Here is a 17,062-nt window from a genome sequence, read left to right as displayed (position 1 = left end):
CTCTCGATCGCAGCTCCTGCCCGACCCGCATGCCTCGCCGCAAAGCTCTCAACTCGGAGGCATCCTCGGCTTGTGGACTGTTGGCTGCCTGGTCCGCCCCTGGCCACAGCCGGTCCAGTAGACCGCCGGCAAGTGAGCGTGTCCTTGGGGGAGGGGTGGCAGACGGTTCAAGCCGGGAATTCCTGCTAGCGGAATTGTCCTGTCCGGTTTCCGCCGCACCTGTCTTGCGTAGTGCCGCCATGACCCGGCGCAGGTGATCTTGCGACGATAGCATCGTGATGTGGTCATCTATGCTTGAATCAACGAGGTCCTGCGAAGACGGGGCGCCGACGGGCAGTGAACCGCGCGAGGGGGCGTCGACGATAAGCTGGGTTGTTGACTCATAGAGAACTGGTCGAAGGCTTCCCAGCAACCCCGCCAACAAGCCGCCCAACACAGCGAAAGCAATAATAGACCATTTTCTCCTTGCCAAAATCACGAAGAGTTGGCGCGACGCGGTGGGCGGCTCGACATATTCACGCAATGACCGCACGTGCACTCTGCCTTCGAGAACCGGTGCTGGCAGTTGATTGACCCGTGGCAGCTGGATCGGGCTGATTGCGGAACCTACCATCTTACACTCCTGCCAGGTCGAGTTCATGAGTTGGGCCGGTTTGCTGTGCTTGCCGATTGGCCTTGCTCCGCCAGGCCTGGAACATCAACGCGGACCACAATTCGCGGGAGCGGTTCTGGCCATCAATGTGATCGCGCCAGCAGGCGTCGATCTTCGCGGTGTCCAATACGTCACTGCTTTCGGTTCGCATGTCGGCGAGAAGATCGGTGGCCCAGTTGCGCAGCGGACCCCGCAGCCATCCAGCAATAGGGACATCGAAGCCTTGTTTCGGACGCTCGATCAGGTGCTGCGGGAGATAGCGGCGTAGCAATTGGCGAAGGATCCATTTGCCGGCGCCATCACGAACTTTCATGTTGGATGGCAGCCGCCAGGAGAATTCGACAACGCGGTGGTCAAGGAGAGGACACCGACCCTCAAGGCTGTTGGCCATGGTGGCACGGTCCAGCTTCACCAAGATGTCGCCAGGCAAGTAGCCCGCCATGTCATCGTAGAGAAGACGGGAGAGCAGGTCGTCAAGCGGCGGATCGCCGTAGCCGTAGGTTGGTTCGGTCGGCCGCTGATATCCCAGGTTTTCAGCCTGTGGCCGCGCCAGCCGCTGAAACAATTCGTCTTCATTCGATGCCGTGAGCAGCCGGGCGAGGCGTTCCATTCGGTCGCTCCGGATAAAATGCCTCGCGCTCGCAGAGAGCGGCAGTTTGCCAACGACATCGTCACGTCCGGCGCGTGCGAAAAAACCTGCTCCTGCCGCCAAGGTTCGGCGCAGTTGTCGGGGCAGGCGCAGGTGCCGTTTCAGCCGCTCCGCCATAAAGTGGCGCCCGTATCCTGCGAAGCACTCGTCACCACCGTCGCCCGACAGCGCTACGGTGACGTGCTGACGAGCGAGCCTGGCAACGAGTAAGGTCGGTATTTGTGATTCATCGGCGAAGGGTTCATCCCAGACCTGGGGCAACTCGGGAATGACGTCACGTGCGGCGCTTGGCGAGAGGTGAAGTTCGGAGTGGTCGGTACCCAGATGACGGGCAACGGCCGCTGCATATGGAGCTTCATCAAAGCCGCCCTCTGCGAACGAGATCGTGAAGCTGCGAACCGGCTTGCAGGATTGGGCCTGCATCAAGGCGATCACGGCTGAGCTGTCGATGCCCCCCGACAGGAAGCCGCCCAGAGGCACGTCGGCGATCATGCGTTCCCGCACAGCCAGCCGAAGCCGGTTGTCCAGTTCGTCAATGAGGTCTTCGTCCGTGCCGATGACGGGGTTCCGTCGCCCATCGGCAGCGACGTCAGCCAGCGACCACCAGCGGTGAACGCATCGGGAAAGACGGTCCGCGCGGCGGTCTTCGGCAAAAGTCGCCGCCGTGACGGAAAGGACAGAACCAGGCGGCAGTTTGAACACGCTTCGCCAGATACAGCGATGGTCCGGCACCCATCCCGTCGAAAGCATTGCCGCGGCGGCATCAAGATCAAGGTCGGGAGAAAAGCCCGGAAAGCAATTGATCGCCTTCAGCTCAGAGGCGAAAACCAGCGCATCTCAGATCGATGCGACATAGAGGGGCTTTTTGCCCATTCTGTCGCGGGCCAGATGCAGGGTTCTTGTCTTGAGATCCCACAATGCGAAGACGAACATCCCGGCAAAGCGATTGAGGGCGGCCTCAAGCCCCCAATGCTCGATTGCGCACAGCATCACTTCGGTGTCGCTGGCGCCTTGAAAGGTTTGGCCCGCACTCTCGAGTTCGCAACGCAAATCGCGAAAATTGTATATCTCACCGTTGAAGGTGATCACGTACCGACCGCTGGCGGAATGCATCGGCTGGTGCCCGGCGGCTGACAGATCGACAATTGCCAACCGCCTGTGGCCCAGTGCGATTCCAGCTTCGCGGTCGATCCAGAGCCCTTGGCCGTCCGGCCCCCGGTGACGCAGCGATGCAGTCATCCGCCCGATCGCTCCGAGCGGCTTTATGTCCGCGGCGTCGGAAGCCAATAGAATTCCCGCGATCCCACACATTAGGACACCCTCGGTTCAGCAAGCTGCCGCCGAAGTGCGGTCGGATTTCCGGCAACGAGGCAGAAAGCCAGCGAAAACCACACGATTGGATGGCGGATGATCAGGTGAGGCATGCTGAAGATTATCGTCGAGACACCAAGCACCAGCAGGGCGTCGAATCCTCCTCGCCAGGCGAAGGACATGGCGGCTCCCCCGATCCAGACCAACGCGATGACGGCGAGCAATCCGCCCTGCAGGTAAAGGTCGAGAACGGTATTGTGCGCTTCGAAAGGTCGCTGCAGAAATTGACGGTCGGCGACGGGCGGCCGCTCGAGGTGAGGACCAGGACCCAGTCCCAGCGACCCGGATTTCAATCCTTTTTCCACGGCCTCCTGCCACAAATAGAGCCGGAGTTCGAACGTTTCGATGGTCCCTTCCCCGCCTTCGTCTTTGGTGAGGTTCTTGGCAAAATTGGCGACGCTGGTCTCTTCGGTGAGCGCGTACGGCGTCATTGCAAGCGCTAGAGGCAAGGAACCCGCCAACAGCAGAATTGCCGCCATGCGGGGCATGCTGGCGCGGCCACTCGTTGCTATCCATGCACGAAGCCGCAATCCGATAAAGATGAGGCAGCTCAGGATGCTGGTGTAGAGATAGGTGTCGCTCTTCGTCAGCCGGCCGACATAGAAGGTCAGGAGCAGGCATGAGAATGCAAGCAAACGAGCCCATGGGTTGCGGGTGGTCGTAGCAAGATGCAAAGCCAGTGGGCCAAAAAGCGCGCAATAGAGCGCAAGTTGGTTCGGGTTCTCGGACCAGCCACGGAACCTGTCCCAGAACCAGGGATCGACGCCGGACTGGTGGGCTACCCCAAATGCCAGTCCCAGCTGAATTACGAAGCTCCCGTTGGCGATGGCGATCACCCACCACGCACTGCGGCGAAGGTGACGATCGGCGTCGGGCTCCGCGGCCGCCAAGCATGTGAAGCTTGCCAGCAACACATAGGCCATAACGTCATGTACCAGCCCGGTCAGGTAAAGGACGGTGGTCAGGTAGCCGACGATCGTGCCGATTCCCAAAGCCAGCGACAAGATCAGCCAGAAGCTCGCAAGCTGGACAAAAGCGGGCGTGACCTGGAGACGACCGCCGGCGAGTATTCGTCCAATCGCCAGAACGATCCAGATCGCGATGAACAATTCGCCATAGCCGAGCGGCAATCCCGGAACACCCAGTTGCGTCGCATAAGACATCGCAACTCCCAGGGCGAGCAAGGCGTCCCGGATCATTGATGTGCCCCGCCTCGGTGATTTGCGAGGCCGCCTCCAAGCCCAACGGCAGGGAGCGGTCGCATGTGCCCCGCGCGGAGTGTGTTGTCGTAAAGATCGCAGTACTGGTCGACCACCAGTGGCAGGGCAAATTGCCTCCGGACAAGTTCAACAGAACGGGCGCCCATCGCCTTGGCCGCCGCGCGGTCGGACAGCAAGTCTATCGTTCGCGAGGCGAGGGCATCGGCATCATGCGGCGCAACCAGGTAGCCATTCCATCCGTCTTCGACGATGTCGCTGCAGCCTGGCATCCTTGAGGCCACGATGGGCAGTCCCGCCAGCCCCGCCTCCAGCAATACACGCGGAACCCCCTCACGATACTGAGTGGGAAAGGCGAATACATCGGCCATGCCAAGGAGATCGGCGACATCGCGTCGTGGACCCAAGGCCAGCACATGAGGTGCATGCCGATCGAGCTCCGATTTGTCGATTGCGAATGAGCCCTCGGATTCTCGTGGGCCGACGAGCACAAACCGCGCCGCGGGCCTTGCGGACAGGATGCGAGGGATCGCATTGAGAAGGGTCGCCACGCCTTTCTGGCGCGTCAAACGGCCGACGAAGATCACCACTTCGGCGGACTGAAGGCCGAGGTCCTTTCGCATCTTCGTTGCTGAGGACCCGAGATGGCGCACCGTTGCGAACGCATCGACATCGATTCCGGAACTGCGTATCAGTCGCGAACTTCCGCGGCCGATCAGCCGAAAGCGCTCGAAGAACAGTTGGTCGTCGCGATTTTGGAATACGGTCGCTGCCGTCCAGGAAGACGCAAGCCATTGCAGTGCGCAATAGACCGGGCGCAAGGCCAGGGCTCGAGGCTCCAGCGATGAGAACGTCCACCCCAGTCCGTTGATGGTGCGAATGACCGGAACAGTTCCCCGTACCGAAAGGGGCGTCAACAGATTTGGCTTGGTGTCGAAGCTCTGGATGATGTCAGGCTGAAGCTCCTGCATCAAGCGGCGCATCGTTCGGAGAGTGCGCCATTCCCCGCCTCCGCTTGCAAAGCGGTCGAAGGAGAACCTGTGATGCGAAATGTCATGCCGAAGAAACGGTACGGGAGAACCGCTCGAGACCGCCGTAACGCGAAAGCCTTTCTCTCGCAGCGCGATGAGGAAGGGAACTCTCAAGGCGTGATCCTCGCCTCCCACGCAGACCAGGTGCGGGTTCATCTGCCTCTCCCAAGCGCACATGGCCGATTGGCTCTCGATGCTGCCATGGCCCGGTTTCATCACCTCTGAGCGCATGCCGCCCGAGTGCACGCTAGGGGGACACCAGGTGCCTGTCCTCGTCCGTTTGAATGACACAAGGGATGTTTGGAAGGGTAGCGACCAGCGAGGCGAGATTCCCTCGCGATTGCCGGAGCGTTCATGCGACTCGTGTCTTGCGGGATGAGCGCGGTGCTTGCCTGAGCCGGTACGGGTGGCTGGTCTGCATCACCTTGGTTGTCCAAGGTTTTCGAGTGTCCAATTGCGGCGGCGCGGTGCCTGAGCTCCGCGGTTCGCTGATGGCAAAAAATCTTTGACGCGTGGTTGCGCTGGGCCGTCAAGTCGGCCCTCGGCCTGCGTGGCCGGTCTTCAGGACGGAACCGGCACGTCAGCTGTTGGTCCACTCATCCGGAACATCTGTCGGCGAGGCCAGGGGCCTCGCCGACTTCTTAGAGCATTTCTTCGCTGGGCTGGTTCAGGTGACCAGGAAAGACGATGCGGTAATCGACAGATGCGGAGAGAGGCTCGCGAAATGGATCTGGTTTGCGCCTCCGACGCCGTCGCTGTCGAAAGAAAGAGCTCCCGTCGAACTGTTGTAGACAATGTGATCGGAACTGTCATGCGCGGCTTTGCCGGCAAAGAAAGCGTCCGACGAGAGGCCCCCCTGATCGAGACCGGCAAAGATGGAATGATCGAGGTGGATTTTGTCCTGGGCTTTGTTGAAATCAGTGATCCTGTCGACATTTCCGTCGCCAAGAGCGGTACTGAAAACGAAGACATCACTGCCGCGGCCGCCGGTCAAAGTATCGGCTCCACCGCCGCCGTCGATCTTGTTGGCGCCGGCGTTGCCTTTGACGGTTTGAGCGAACTCATTGCCCGTCAGGTCGATCGCGGCCTTGCTGGACGCCTTGCTGGTCGCGAGTTGTTCGATGTGCGAGCCAGCCGATAGGGCGAAACTCACAGAGGCGAGGACTTTATCGATGCCGCTGCCCTTCTGCTCCACCACCTTGTCGTGAGCATTGTCGACGTAATAGGTGTCATTGCCGCCATAGCCGGTCATCTTGTCGGCGCCACCGCCACCATTGATCTTGTTGGCGCCGCCATTCCCATAGATAGCTTGATCGAATTCGTTGCCGGTCAAGTTGATGGACCCCCTGCCACCCGAACTGGCGGTGGAGAGCTGCTCGATATGTGAGCCCGCCGTAAGAGCGTAACTCACCGAGGCCGCGACCTTGTCGAACCCCCCGCTTGGCGCTTCCATCACCTTGTCATGGGCATTGTTGACGAGATATTTGTCATTGCCCGTGGTCGCGTGAAAAACGTCTGCGCCGCGCGTGCCATGGAAGACATGATCGCTGTCCGACGGGGCCGGCGCGGCCGGAACTGGAGCGGCGGCGTCTGTCGGAGGCGTGGCCGGAGCAGGGGCGGCGACGTCGGTTGGAGGCGGGGTCGTGGTATCGATCGGATCGGTTACTGGGGGGGCGGCCGAGCCACCGGTGCTTTGGAGATTGTGCTGTTGGAACAAAGCCTGCAACTCCGGCGAATTTTCCAGAGCTGTGTCACCGTTCTGCGAGCCCCAGGCATAGGCATAATCGAAGGCAGGCGACGGAACCAGTGCTGCCCAATGATCTATCATCGTTTGCATCTGTTCCGGCGTCGGCATCTGATGCTTCCCGCCCGTGTCGGTCGTCCAGTTGCCACCGCCAAAAGTCTGATAGACTGGAATGATTTTGTCGATCGGGATGCCGGACTTGACGGCCGCAGCCACGGCCCTGTCGATCATGTTGTAGTCGACCGTGCTCACGTCATCGCGCACCGGGTAGGGGTCCAACCCATAGTAGTCGATGCCGGTATTTGCCGGATTATACGTGTTGGAAAAATCCGGGTTTGTTGGAGAGCCCATATTCATCATGGTGATGAACGTCTTGGCGCCTGGAAAATGGGAATGGATCCAGTCCGACTCCGCCTTCAGGGTTTCGGCACTTGCATATGTGCCCCATCTGCCGGTGGGATCTGGCTCGTCCATCAGGAAGAACCCGAACACCTTGGGATTGTTGAGAAAGGGCGTAACTTGTTCGATGAAAGAGGAGGTGACGCCGTCGTGGGCGCTGAGATAGACGAGGCCTTTCATGCCGTCCGGCAAAGCATTGACCTGCGAGAGATATTGAACATCGACCAGGTTGAACCCGGCGGTTGCGACTTCGGTGGCTGATCCACCGGACGCATAATGGAGTGTCATCCAATGATCCTTTGGTTGATTCGACTTATGCCCCGCGTCTGCTTAGGTGATTGCTACATTAGGATGAAATCAAATACGAAACACAACGGGATAGAATGTTTGATTGATCTAAGTTGTTGCTCAGTAGCAGGTATTTTGCTCAGCCGACCGTGGCACCTTTGAAAGTGTTTGGGAGCAAGGACATACGCCTCTTTTGCTGGCTCCGTTCTGACCAATTCCTTTAGCGAAAATCGTCATTTTTCGGGAAGTTATCCCCAGACAGGGAGACGTCGGCCGTCGCGTTTCGCTGGTTCACGCCACGAATCGGCTGCATTTTCCTCAAAGTCGACGTATGTAAGCAGAGCGTAATAAGGGGGGCGACGGATAGCGGCTGCTATGCGCACTAAGAAAGGTTTGAGCCATTACAACTTACGGAAGTAACGGCGCGGCAGTGTCGCGCGAACGACCGCTGGTCATGAAAACATCGGGGGCCGGTTCTCCCGAGCTCCGTTCCGCTATTCTCGCCTGCATGCCTGGGCTGCTTGGCGTGGCGCTGTTCTCGGCAGTGATAAACATTCTCGCTCTGACCGGTTCGGTCTATATGTTGCAGATCTACGATCGCGTTCTGCCGTCGCAGAGCGTTCCGACCCTGGTGGGGTTCACGATCGGAATGCTGGGCCTGTATGCCGTATACGGGCTTCTGGATTTCGTGCGGCTTCGCGTGTTGGTCCGCATCGGCAGCCGGCTCTATAGGAATTTGCAGCAAAAGGTGTTCTCCATCTCCCTGTCCCTGCCGCTCAAGGCAGGGCGTGATGCGGACCGTCTGCAGCCTTTGCACGATCTTGACCGACTGCGCGGCTTTCTCTCCGGAACGGGACCCACGGTCATCTTCGACGCCCCGTGGATCCCCTTTTATCTGCTGATCATTTATTTGCTCCATCCTTCGCTCGGCCTGCTGGCGACGGTCGGTGCGATCGCCGTGGTCCTCTTAACAGCGATTGCGGAAGTGTTTAGCCGAGGCCCCGCCGCGCGTGCCTCGGAGGAGCTGCTGTCGCAGCGGGCGCTTGCCGATTCCGGCCGCCGCAACGCCGAAGTCGTTCACGCAATGGGGCTTTCTGGTCGACTGGCTCGACGCTGGAGCGACGTCAGCCGAGCCTATCTCGCCCAGCAGGAACGTCTCTCGGACGTCGTTGGTGGCGCCAGTTCGCTGTCGAAGGCCCTGCGGATGGCGTTGCAGTCCTGTGTTCTCGGTCTCGGCGCTTACCTGGTGATCGGCGGCGAGGCTTCACCTGGGGTGATCATCGCATCTTCCATTTTGCTTGGCCGCGCCTTGGCCCCGGTCGATGCTGCGATCGCAAACTGGAGAGGCTTTCTGTCGGCCCGGCGCAGCTATTCCGAGCTGGCGGCGGTCATGGCGGCATTCGGCCGCCAGGACGAGCCAATGGAGTTGCCTCGGCCGCAGGCGCGGTTTGCGGTCGAGCAATTGACCATTGCGCCGCCCGGCTTGCCAAAGCCAACCGTGGTCAATGTGAGCTTCCATCTGTCGAGAGGCGCTGGGATGGCCGTAATCGGCCCAAGCGGTTCCGGCAAGACAACTTTGGTGCGTTCGTTGGTCGGGGTGTGGAAGCCGCTCCATGGCTCGGTGAGATTGGACGGCGCCTCTCTCGATCAATGGAACTCGGAACAACTCGGCGCCCATATCGGCTACATGCCGCAGGATGTGGAGTTGTTTGACGGCACGGTAGCAGACAACATTTCGAGGTTCCGAGGCAAGACGGATCCAAAAGGCGTCCTTGCGGCGGCAAGAGCAGCCGGCGTCGAGAAAATGATAATGCAACTCCCCCAGGGATTTCAGACCCGCATCGGCGAGGGCGGAGCGGCCCTGTCGGCAGGGCAGAGGCAACTCGTGGGTCTCGCCCGAGCACTTTATGGCGAGCCGTTTCTTGTCGTGCTCGACGAACCGAACTCGAACCTCGACGTGGACGGGGACGCTGCCCTGGCCGGCGCCATACGGGCAGTGCGTCAGCGCGGAGGCATCGTCATTGTCGTTGCGCATCGTCCCTCAGCTCTCGCCAACATCGATCAGGTACTGGTTATGTCGAATGGGACGGTTCATGCCTTTGGCTCGCGCGAAGAGGTCTTGGCGAACGTGCTCCGACCGTCACCGCCTGTTCCACCTCGGCCATCTTCTTTGGCGCCGATACCGGGGGTTGCCGGGCATGCATGAGGCTCTGCTCGAAACATTCGTCACCTTCTCGTCGTATGCTCGGACCCTTCGTGGCAGCAAACCGCCTGCCGTGAGCGCGCCAGATCTGTCGGACGGTATACGGGCCAACCTGATATTCGGCTTGGCGATTACCGGTCTGCTGGTTCTTGGCGGTGGTCTGTGGCTGGGGTTGACCAACATCGCCGGCGCTGTGGTTGCACCAGCCACCGTGGTGGTGGAAACCAACGTCAAGAAGGTCCAGCATCAAACCGGAGGCACAGTGGGCGGGATCTTCGCGCAGGACGGAGATCATGTACGAGCCGGCGACGTGCTGGTCAGACTGGATGACACGCTGCCTCGTGCGAACCTGCAAATCATCAGTGAGGATCTCGATCGCGCGACCGTCCGCCTCGCCCGGTTGGAGGCCGAGCGCACGGGCCTGGCGGAAATGCAGCTGCCGGCCGGCCTGAAGGCGCGAATGAACCAGCCGGAGCTGGCTGCGCTCGTCAATGGCGAGCGCGCTCTCTTTGAAACGCGCGCTTCGGCTTTGGCTGGACAGAAGGCACAGTTGAGAAGCCAATCCCAGCAACTTGAACGTCAGATCGACGGCCTTAAGGCGCAACAGAGCGCGGTGGATGAATCGGTTGCTCTGCTGAACAAGGATTTCGCGGACGTTGATTCCCTCTACGCCAAAAAACTCGTCTCCAAGGAGAGGCTAAGCAACATCAAGCTGGATGCCACCCGGGCCAGGGGAGAATCGGGGCGCCTCGCTGCAGCAGTAGCTGAAGCGCAGGCGCGCATCAGCGAAACGGGGTTGCAGATGCTGCAACTGGATGACCAAAGGCGCACTGACGTGACGACCGAACTCCGCGAGACGGAAGCTAAGCAGACCGAACTCAACGAACGGAGGATTGTGGCCCAGGATGAATTGACCAAGACAACGATCCGCGCGCCGCAGTCCGGAACGATACAGGAATCGGCTGTCCATACCGTCGGCGGCGTTATCGCGCCTGGCGAGATGCTCATGACCATCGTACCTGATGCCGATGATCTTGTGGTGGACGCGCTGATCCCGCCGTCGCGGGTCGACGACGTCCGCCCGGGGCAGCCGGTATCGATCCGTTTTCCGGCGTTCGACGTGGGAACCACTCCGGTCTGCCAAGGGTCAGTGAAACACATCTCGGCAGATCTGATTAAAGATCCGCAACGTCAGCTTTCCTATTTCTCGGCGCGTATCAAGGTTGAAAGCAAATCGAACTGCCTGACCGAAGCGAAGGTGCTGAGGCCAGGTATGCCCGCCGAGGTTCATATCCGCACCGATGAACGCAATGTCTGGTCCTATCTGTTGAAACCCTTTGTGGACCAGATGTCCAAGGCGTTTACGCAGTGATGGCGAGGTGGAGGAGGGAGAGCCAATAGGATATCGGGATTTCTGGCGGCCCGACGGCTTTTGGGGGCGGGCGGCCGTCGAGCCTAACCGGCGACGCGGGGATGAAGCGCCTCCGGCTGGAGGAAACATGCGCGTTATGTGACGCCACCGCATCATTCGAATAGCGAGGCCGGATTACCGCCCCCAGACGACGGCATTCTCGTGCCGTTTGATGATGTGCTTCAGATTCTCGAAGGCGGTCGTGACGTGGCCGGCGAAGCGCTCTGCCGCGGGCGAGCGTGGCCCGCTGACCCGGCGCAGGATTCCAAGCGAGCGGCTGGGCTGCGGAATTTCATAGGGTAGCACCGTCACCCGGTTTTCCTTGCGCTGCGCGAAGACCACGGAGAATGGCAGCACCGCCAGCGCATCGGTTTCGGCAAGGAAGTTGATCACGCTCATCAGCGAGCCTCCCGAATAGCGGACGTTGAGGTCCGACATGCCGATGCTCATCAGGATCATCTGCAGGTCCGACATCAGCGGAGAGCCGGGTAGGGGGGCAACCCAGGGAAAGCTGGTCAGGTCATGCGCCCTGAGGCGGCGATTTCGCAGCAGGGGATGGTCGGGCCGGCAAGCCACGACGTTGCGTCCGGGCAGGATTTCCGTGAATTCGAAGCCGGGTCCCAGGTCTAGCACGCCGATCGGCACGATCCCGAGATCGATGTGGTTGCTCTCCAGCGCCGCGACCATCTCGGGCAGGTTCATGTAGCTTTGCTGGACGGTGACCTCGGGCTCGAGCTTCTGGAATTCTCCGATCATCCGGCTGATCATCGCATCCATGAAGAAAGGCACGCCGCCGACACGGACGACGCCCTTGGTGCCTTTCATGAAGCCCTGCACCGCATCCGACGCCTTGCGCGACGCGGTGATCATCGTGCGGCCCTGCGCCGCCAGCTGGAAGCCGAGCGGTGTCGCCTGCAGGGGCCGGCGACCCTTGAGGAAAAGCGGCTCGCCCACCCGTGCCTCCAGCATGGCCAGCGATCGACTGACTGCCGGCTGGGTCAGGCCCAGCATAGCGGCTCCTTCCGACACGCCGCCTGCATCCAGCACCGCAGCGAGCTGCATGAGGTGGCGCTCGTTCAGCTTCATAGCAAAACGCTATACAAGGGACGCCACATCTCATCAAGCATCGCGTCGGGCCGTGCTATCCCGCTTGGCAAGGGGAAGGGAGGCCCCGGCGGAATGCACGGCCAGCACGACCCGAAGCGAGATGAATTCCCCAAGGCGATCTCGACGCAGGCCGAGGAATTCTCACGGCGCCTGACGGCAATGGGCCAGTCCCGCCTGGCGGCGGCGGCACAGGCAGCCGTCGACGGTTTGCACGCGCTGATCGTCGAGTTGCGCCCCTCCGGCGAGGAATTCCGGCAGGCGATCGATTTTCTGACCGAGGTTGGCCACTACGCCGATGCGCGGCGCCAGGAATGGGTGCTGTTCGCCGACGTCCTGGGCGTGTCTTCGCTGATCGAGGATCAGAACAGCCCGCGCCCTGTTGGGGCGACCCCAAACACCCTGGCCGGCCCCTTCTACCGGGCCGACGTGCCGGAGATGCCGCTCGGCGCGAACATCTCGCGCGATCACAAGGGTGAGCCGCTGGAAGTTGCCGGCCGGATCGTCGCGCTCGACGGCGCGGGGATCGGCGATACGATGGTCGAGATATGGCAGGCCAATGCCGAGGGTCTCTACGAGAACCAGGAACCTGATAAGCAGCCTGAATTCAATCTGCGCGGGCGCTTCCGTACCGATCCGCAGGGGCGGTTCCGCTTCACGACGGTGAAGCCGAAGGGCTACACGCTGCCGTCGGACGGCCCAGTCGGCCAATTGATGTCGGCGCTTGGCCTTGGCCTCGAGCGGCCGGCCCACATCCATTTTCGCGTCTCGGCGGAGGGCTTCGAAACGCTGACGACCCACATCTTCGACCGGTCGGACCCCGCGATCGGCCGGGATGCGATCTTCGGGGTCAAGCCCGAACTCATGGCCGAGTTCCGCGCGCTGCCGCCCAACGGAGGAAAACGGAAGCACGCGCTCGACCTCAACCTCGTGCTCTGTCCGCAGCGGCGGGGCGAAACCGAAACCTCTGGGAGGAGATGACCGATGGCACGTGTCAGCGGCTACCACCATTTGACGCTCTCGACGGACAGCGCTCAGGAAGATTTTGATTTCTATACCAAGGCACTGGGCCTGCATTCGGTCAAGCGCACCGTCTTGTTCGACGGCGTCATCCCGGTCTATCACCTCTATTACGGCTCGCCCAACGGCGATGCCTCGACGATCATCACCACCTTCCCGTTCCGCAAGCCAGGCGTCTATGGCCGCCGCGGATCCAACCAGTCGCGTACCATCATGCAGTCGATCCCCAAGGGGGCCGTGGATTTCTGGGTCGACCGGTTGAACGCGCGCGGCATCGAGGCCATCAAGATCACTCGTTTTGGCGCCGACCGTGCGGCTTTCGCACATCCCTGCGGCATCCCGCATGAGCTGGTGGAAAGCGACAGGGATCCACGCGCGCCCATCGCCAACGAAACGCAGGGCATCGGCAAGGCCCACGGCATCAAGGGAATCTACGGCGCCGTGGTGGCGGTGATGGACCGCACCGCCATGGACGACTTCCTGACCATCGCATTGCCGATGGAGAAAGAGGCCGATGACCACGAGGGGCTTGTGTTCCGCGTGCCGGACGCGGCCGGCGTCGCGCAGCGCGTGGAGGTCATTGTCGATCGCGACAGCCCGCAGGGCACCTGGACGCTGGCTGGCGGCACCATCCACCATCTAGCCCTCAACACCGGCGACGAAGAGAACCAGCTGAAACTGCGCGCCCATATAGAGGGCCTCGGCTTCACCGATATATCGGAGCAGAAGGACCGCAACTACTTCAAGTCCTGCTATGTCCGCTCGCCCGGAGGCGCGCTGTTCGAAATTGCCTGGACCACGCCGGAAGGCTGGGCCAAGGATGAGCCTCCGGGCCAGATCGGCAAGACGCTGGTCTTCCCGCCGTGGTTCAAGGACCGCGAGAGCGAATTGCAGGCCGGCCTGGAAGAGGCGGATTTCACGTGAGTTCAGGCAGCGGTCCGCTCCGGCTTGGGCCAAGAGGCCCGGAGGCGAAGGCGATCTGCGTCTTCGTCCACGGCCGCGGCCAATCGCCCGAAGAGATGCAGTCGCATGTGCTGTCGCGGCTTTCCGCGTCCGCCGTGGCCTTCATCCTGCCGCGTGCACCGCACGGCATCTGGTGGGAGGCGCGTGCCGTCGATCCGTTGACGCCGGTCGCCCGCGCGCAGCTTTCGGATGCGCTCGACCACCTTGCGGCCGCAATGGTCGCGGCGCGGGCCGAACTGCCCGGACTGCCGCTTCTTCTCGCGGGCTTCTCGCAAGGGGCGTGTCTCTCGATCGAGTATCTCTGCGCGGGGCTGCCGCCGCCGGACGCTTTGGCGGCCTTCACGGGCTGCCGTGTCGGCGTTCCGGCGGACGAAAGATCCGAGGCGGCGCCGGCCGGAATGCCGATCTATCTTTCCGGTGGCGATGCTGATCCCTGGATTCCGGTCTCGGCGTTTGCCGATGCCGCGCAATCGCTGGGCCGGTTTGGCGCGAGCCTGCGGGCCGATCTGTTCCCGGGCCGCGGCCATGAGGTCTCGGACGCCGAGATCGCCATGCTGGGCACGATCCTCGACGACCTCGCGGCCGGGCGTGGCCCGCGCATGGAGGCGGCGCGATGATGGACAGCTTCACCTTTCCTGGCCTGACGACACGGGTGGTCTTCGGTGCCGGCAGCATGGCTCGCGTCGAAGAGGAAGTCCGGCGGCTCGGCCATGACAAGGTGATGGTGCTGTCGACATCGCATCAGAAGGGCGATGCGGAAAGACTGGCCGCAAGCCTTGGTGGCCTCGCGGCCGGGATCTTTGCCGGCGCGGTCATGCATACCCCTGTCGAGGTCACGGAAAAGGCCGTCGATGCCTTCCGCAGCAGCGGCGCTTCGGCGGTCGTCAGTCTTGGCGGCGGCTCGACCACCGGGCTCGGCAAGGCCATTGCCGTGCGCACCGGCGCCGACCAGGTGGTCATTCCCACCACCTATGCCGGCTCGGAAATGACTGACATCCTCGGCGAGACGGCGGCCGGTGAGAAGACCACCCGCCGCTCGCCGGACATCCGCCCCGAGACGGTGATCTACGACGTCGATCTGACATTGAGTCTGCCGGTAGGTCTCACCGTGACCTCGGCGATGAACGCGATCGCTCATGCGATGGAGGCCTTCTATGCCCCCGATCGCAACCCGGTGATCGTGCTGATGTGCAGGGATGCCATGATTGCCTTCAAGGACGGCATTCCAAGGCTGATCGGCGACCCGCAGGATCGCGCGGCGCGGACGCAGGCGCTCTATGCGGCGTGGTGCTGCTCGACCGCACTCGGCTATGTCTCGATGGCGCTGCATCACAAGCTGGCGCATGTCTTCGGCGGCTCGTTCGATACGCCGCATGCCGAAACCCACGCCATCCTGCTGCCCTACACGACCGCCTTCAACGAAGCGGCAGTGCCCGATCTGCTGCGCCCCATCGCCGAGGCATTCGGCGGCGGCTCGGCGGGCGGCGGGCTCTGGGATTTCGCACAGTCGGTCGGCTCTCCGCTGAGCTTGAAGGCGATCGGCATCGAGGAGACCGATCTCGACCGCGCGGCGGCGATCGCGGTCAAGAATGCCTATGCCAATCCGAGGCCAATCGATCCGGGATCGATAAGGGAACTCCTTCAGGTGGCGTGGGAGGGACGCCGTCCGGGGGCTTGAGAATAAAACAAGAGGGAGGAACTACAGTGATCACAAGACGCAGCCTACTGAAAGCCTCGGCGGCGACAGGCCTGGCGCTGGCCGGTTCGCGCCTGGCGACGCCGGCCATCGCGCAAGGCGCCAAGATCCGCCTGGGCTATGTTTCGCCGCAGACCGGGCCGCTTGCCGGCTTCGCGGAGAGCGATGCCTACAACATCAAGGCCTTCCTCGCTTCCGAGGCGGGCAAGAACTTCGAGGTCATCGTCAAGGACAGCCAGTCGAATCCCAATCGCGCGGCCGAGGTGGCGAAGAGCTTGATCGTCGATGACGAGATCAACCTGATGCTCGTCGGCTCGACACCCGAGAACACCAACCCTGTGGCCACCACCTGCGAGGCGGAGGGCGTGCCGGTCATCTCGACGATGGCGCCGTGGCAGCCCTGGTTCATCGGCCAGCAGGGCAATCCGGCCGATCCGGCCTCGTGGAAGCCTTTCAACTTCGCCTATCATTATTTCTGGGGTCTCGAAGACATCATCGCCGTCTACACCGGCATGTGGAAACAGCTTTCCACCAACGGCAAGGTGGGCGGGCTGTTCCCCAACGATGCCGACGGCAATGCCTGGGGCGACCCGAAGAATGGATTGAAGCCCGGCCTCGATGCCGCCGGCTTCAGCCTTGCCGATCCTGGCCGCTATCAGAACCTTTCGGACGATTTCACCGCGCAGGTCAACGCCTTCAAAGCCGCCAATGCCGAGATCGTTACCGGGGTGGTCATTCCCCCCGACTTCACCACCTTCTGGAACCAGGCCCGCCAGCAGGGCTTCAACCCCAAGGCGGTGACGGTCGCCAAGGCGATCCTTTTTCCGCAATCGGTCGAGACGCTCGGCGATGCTGGCCACAACCTCTCGTCCGAGGTCTGGTGGTCGGCCTCGCATCCGTTCAAATCGTCGCTGACGGGCGAGAGTTCGGCCGAACTCGCTGCGGATTTCACCGCCAAGACCGGCCGTCCCTGGACCCAGCCGATCGGTTTTGTCCATTCGCTGTTCGAGGTGGCGGCCAATGTCATGGGCCGCGTGTCGGATCCAACCAATGCCGAGGCGATCGCGGCGGCGATAGCGGCCACCGACATGACGACGGTGGTGGGCAAAGTGGCCTGGAGCGGTGCGGGATTGCCACCTTTCGCCGCGAAGAACGTCTGCAAGACACCGCTCGTTGGCGGGCAGTGGCGCAAGAAGGCCGGTGGCGGCTTCGATCTGGTGATCGTCGAAAACGCCGGCGCCTCCGAGATACCCACCGCCGGCAAGATGGAAGCCCTGGCCTGACGCTGCCGAGGGCGGCTGATACCGCCGCCCT

12 protein-coding genes and 1 pseudogene are annotated in these 17,062 nt (G+C 62.0%); 7 read left to right on the top strand and 6 right to left on the bottom strand.

Annotation, left to right across the window (positions count from 1 at the left end):
• The 5 genes and pseudogenes from EN939_RS00150 to EN939_RS00130 form a co-directional block, all read right to left on the bottom strand.
• Positions 1-613 (bottom strand): Wzz/FepE/Etk N-terminal domain-containing protein (locus tag EN939_RS00150; protein ID WP_245473038.1); only part of this gene is annotated, 613 nt, incomplete at its 3' end.
• 1 nt (position 614) lies between these two features.
• A pseudogene (gene asnB / locus EN939_RS00145) lies at positions 615-2,612 on the bottom strand (asparagine synthase (glutamine-hydrolyzing)).
• Positions 2,612-3,871, bottom strand: coding sequence for an O-antigen ligase family protein (locus tag EN939_RS00140; RefSeq protein ID WP_127266448.1), 1,260 nt, complete (start codon positions 3,869-3,871; stop codon positions 2,612-2,614). Before EN939_RS00140 ends, asnB begins: the two are co-directional and overlap by 1 nt.
• The gene (locus tag EN939_RS00135; RefSeq protein ID WP_127266447.1) at positions 3,868-5,076 is read right to left on the bottom strand and encodes a glycosyltransferase family 4 protein; all 1,209 of its coding nucleotides are present in this window, start codon (positions 5,074-5,076) and stop codon (positions 3,868-3,870) included. The genes EN939_RS00140 and EN939_RS00135 overlap by 4 nt, the downstream gene beginning before the upstream one ends.
• A 511-nt stretch (positions 5,077-5,587) precedes the next feature.
• The gene (locus tag EN939_RS00130) at positions 5,588-7,243 is read right to left on the bottom strand and encodes a calcium-binding protein (RefSeq protein ID WP_236383136.1); all 1,656 of its coding nucleotides are present in this window, start codon (positions 7,241-7,243) and stop codon (positions 5,588-5,590) included.
• Positions 7,244-7,805: 562 nt separating this feature from the next.
• On the opposite strand from EN939_RS00130, the gene EN939_RS00125 reads away from it, so the two are divergent.
• Entirely contained in the window at positions 7,806-9,557 is a 1,752-nt protein-coding gene (locus EN939_RS00125) for a type I secretion system permease/ATPase (protein WP_164748771.1), read from the top strand.
• Positions 9,550-10,926, top strand: coding sequence for an HlyD family type I secretion periplasmic adaptor subunit (locus tag EN939_RS00120; protein ID WP_127266444.1), 1,377 nt, complete (start codon positions 9,550-9,552; stop codon positions 10,924-10,926). The genes EN939_RS00125 and EN939_RS00120 overlap by 8 nt, the downstream gene beginning before the upstream one ends.
• Positions 10,927-11,100: 174 nt before the next feature.
• Here EN939_RS00120 and EN939_RS00115 read toward each other — a convergent pair whose 3' ends face one another.
• The gene (locus tag EN939_RS00115) at positions 11,101-12,051 is read right to left on the bottom strand and encodes a LysR family transcriptional regulator (RefSeq protein WP_127266443.1); all 951 of its coding nucleotides are present in this window, start codon (positions 12,049-12,051) and stop codon (positions 11,101-11,103) included.
• Positions 12,052-12,144: 93 nt separating this feature from the next.
• Between EN939_RS00115 and EN939_RS00110 the strand changes: the two genes are divergently transcribed.
• The 5 genes from EN939_RS00110 to EN939_RS00090 are packed head-to-tail and all read left to right on the top strand — an operon-like array spanning position 12,145 to position 17,031.
• Positions 12,145-13,050 carry a dioxygenase family protein gene (locus tag EN939_RS00110; RefSeq protein ID WP_127266442.1) on the top strand — a complete coding sequence of 302 codons (906 nt, stop codon included), beginning with the start codon at positions 12,145-12,147 and terminating at the stop codon, positions 13,048-13,050.
• A 3-nt stretch (positions 13,051-13,053) separates the two neighbouring features.
• Positions 13,054-14,013 carry a VOC family protein gene (locus EN939_RS00105; protein WP_127266441.1) on the top strand — a complete coding sequence of 320 codons (960 nt, stop codon included), beginning with the start codon at positions 13,054-13,056 and terminating at the stop codon, positions 14,011-14,013.
• Positions 13,953-14,669: an alpha/beta hydrolase gene (locus EN939_RS00100; RefSeq protein WP_335930785.1), complete on the top strand. Its 717-nt coding sequence runs from the start codon at positions 13,953-13,955 to the stop codon at positions 14,667-14,669. Before EN939_RS00105 ends, EN939_RS00100 begins: the two co-directional genes overlap by 61 nt.
• On the top strand, positions 14,666-15,730 hold the full coding sequence (locus tag EN939_RS00095; RefSeq protein ID WP_127266439.1) for a maleylacetate reductase: 1,065 nt from the start codon (positions 14,666-14,668) through the stop codon (positions 15,728-15,730). Before EN939_RS00100 ends, EN939_RS00095 begins: the two co-directional genes overlap by 4 nt.
• Positions 15,731-15,756: 26 nt before the next feature.
• Positions 15,757-17,031: an ABC transporter substrate-binding protein gene (locus tag EN939_RS00090; RefSeq protein WP_127266438.1), complete on the top strand. Its 1,275-nt coding sequence runs from the start codon at positions 15,757-15,759 to the stop codon at positions 17,029-17,031.
• Positions 17,032-17,062: the final 31 nt, after the last annotated feature.

Origin of the sequence: Mesorhizobium sp. M7A.F.Ca.CA.002.05.1.1 (assembly GCF_003998335.1) — a bacterium.
In the GTDB taxonomy this organism is placed as follows: domain Bacteria; phylum Pseudomonadota; class Alphaproteobacteria; order Rhizobiales; family Rhizobiaceae; genus Mesorhizobium.
Note: the sequence above shows the minus strand (reverse complement) of the source record. Positions and strands in the feature narration are given on the sequence as shown.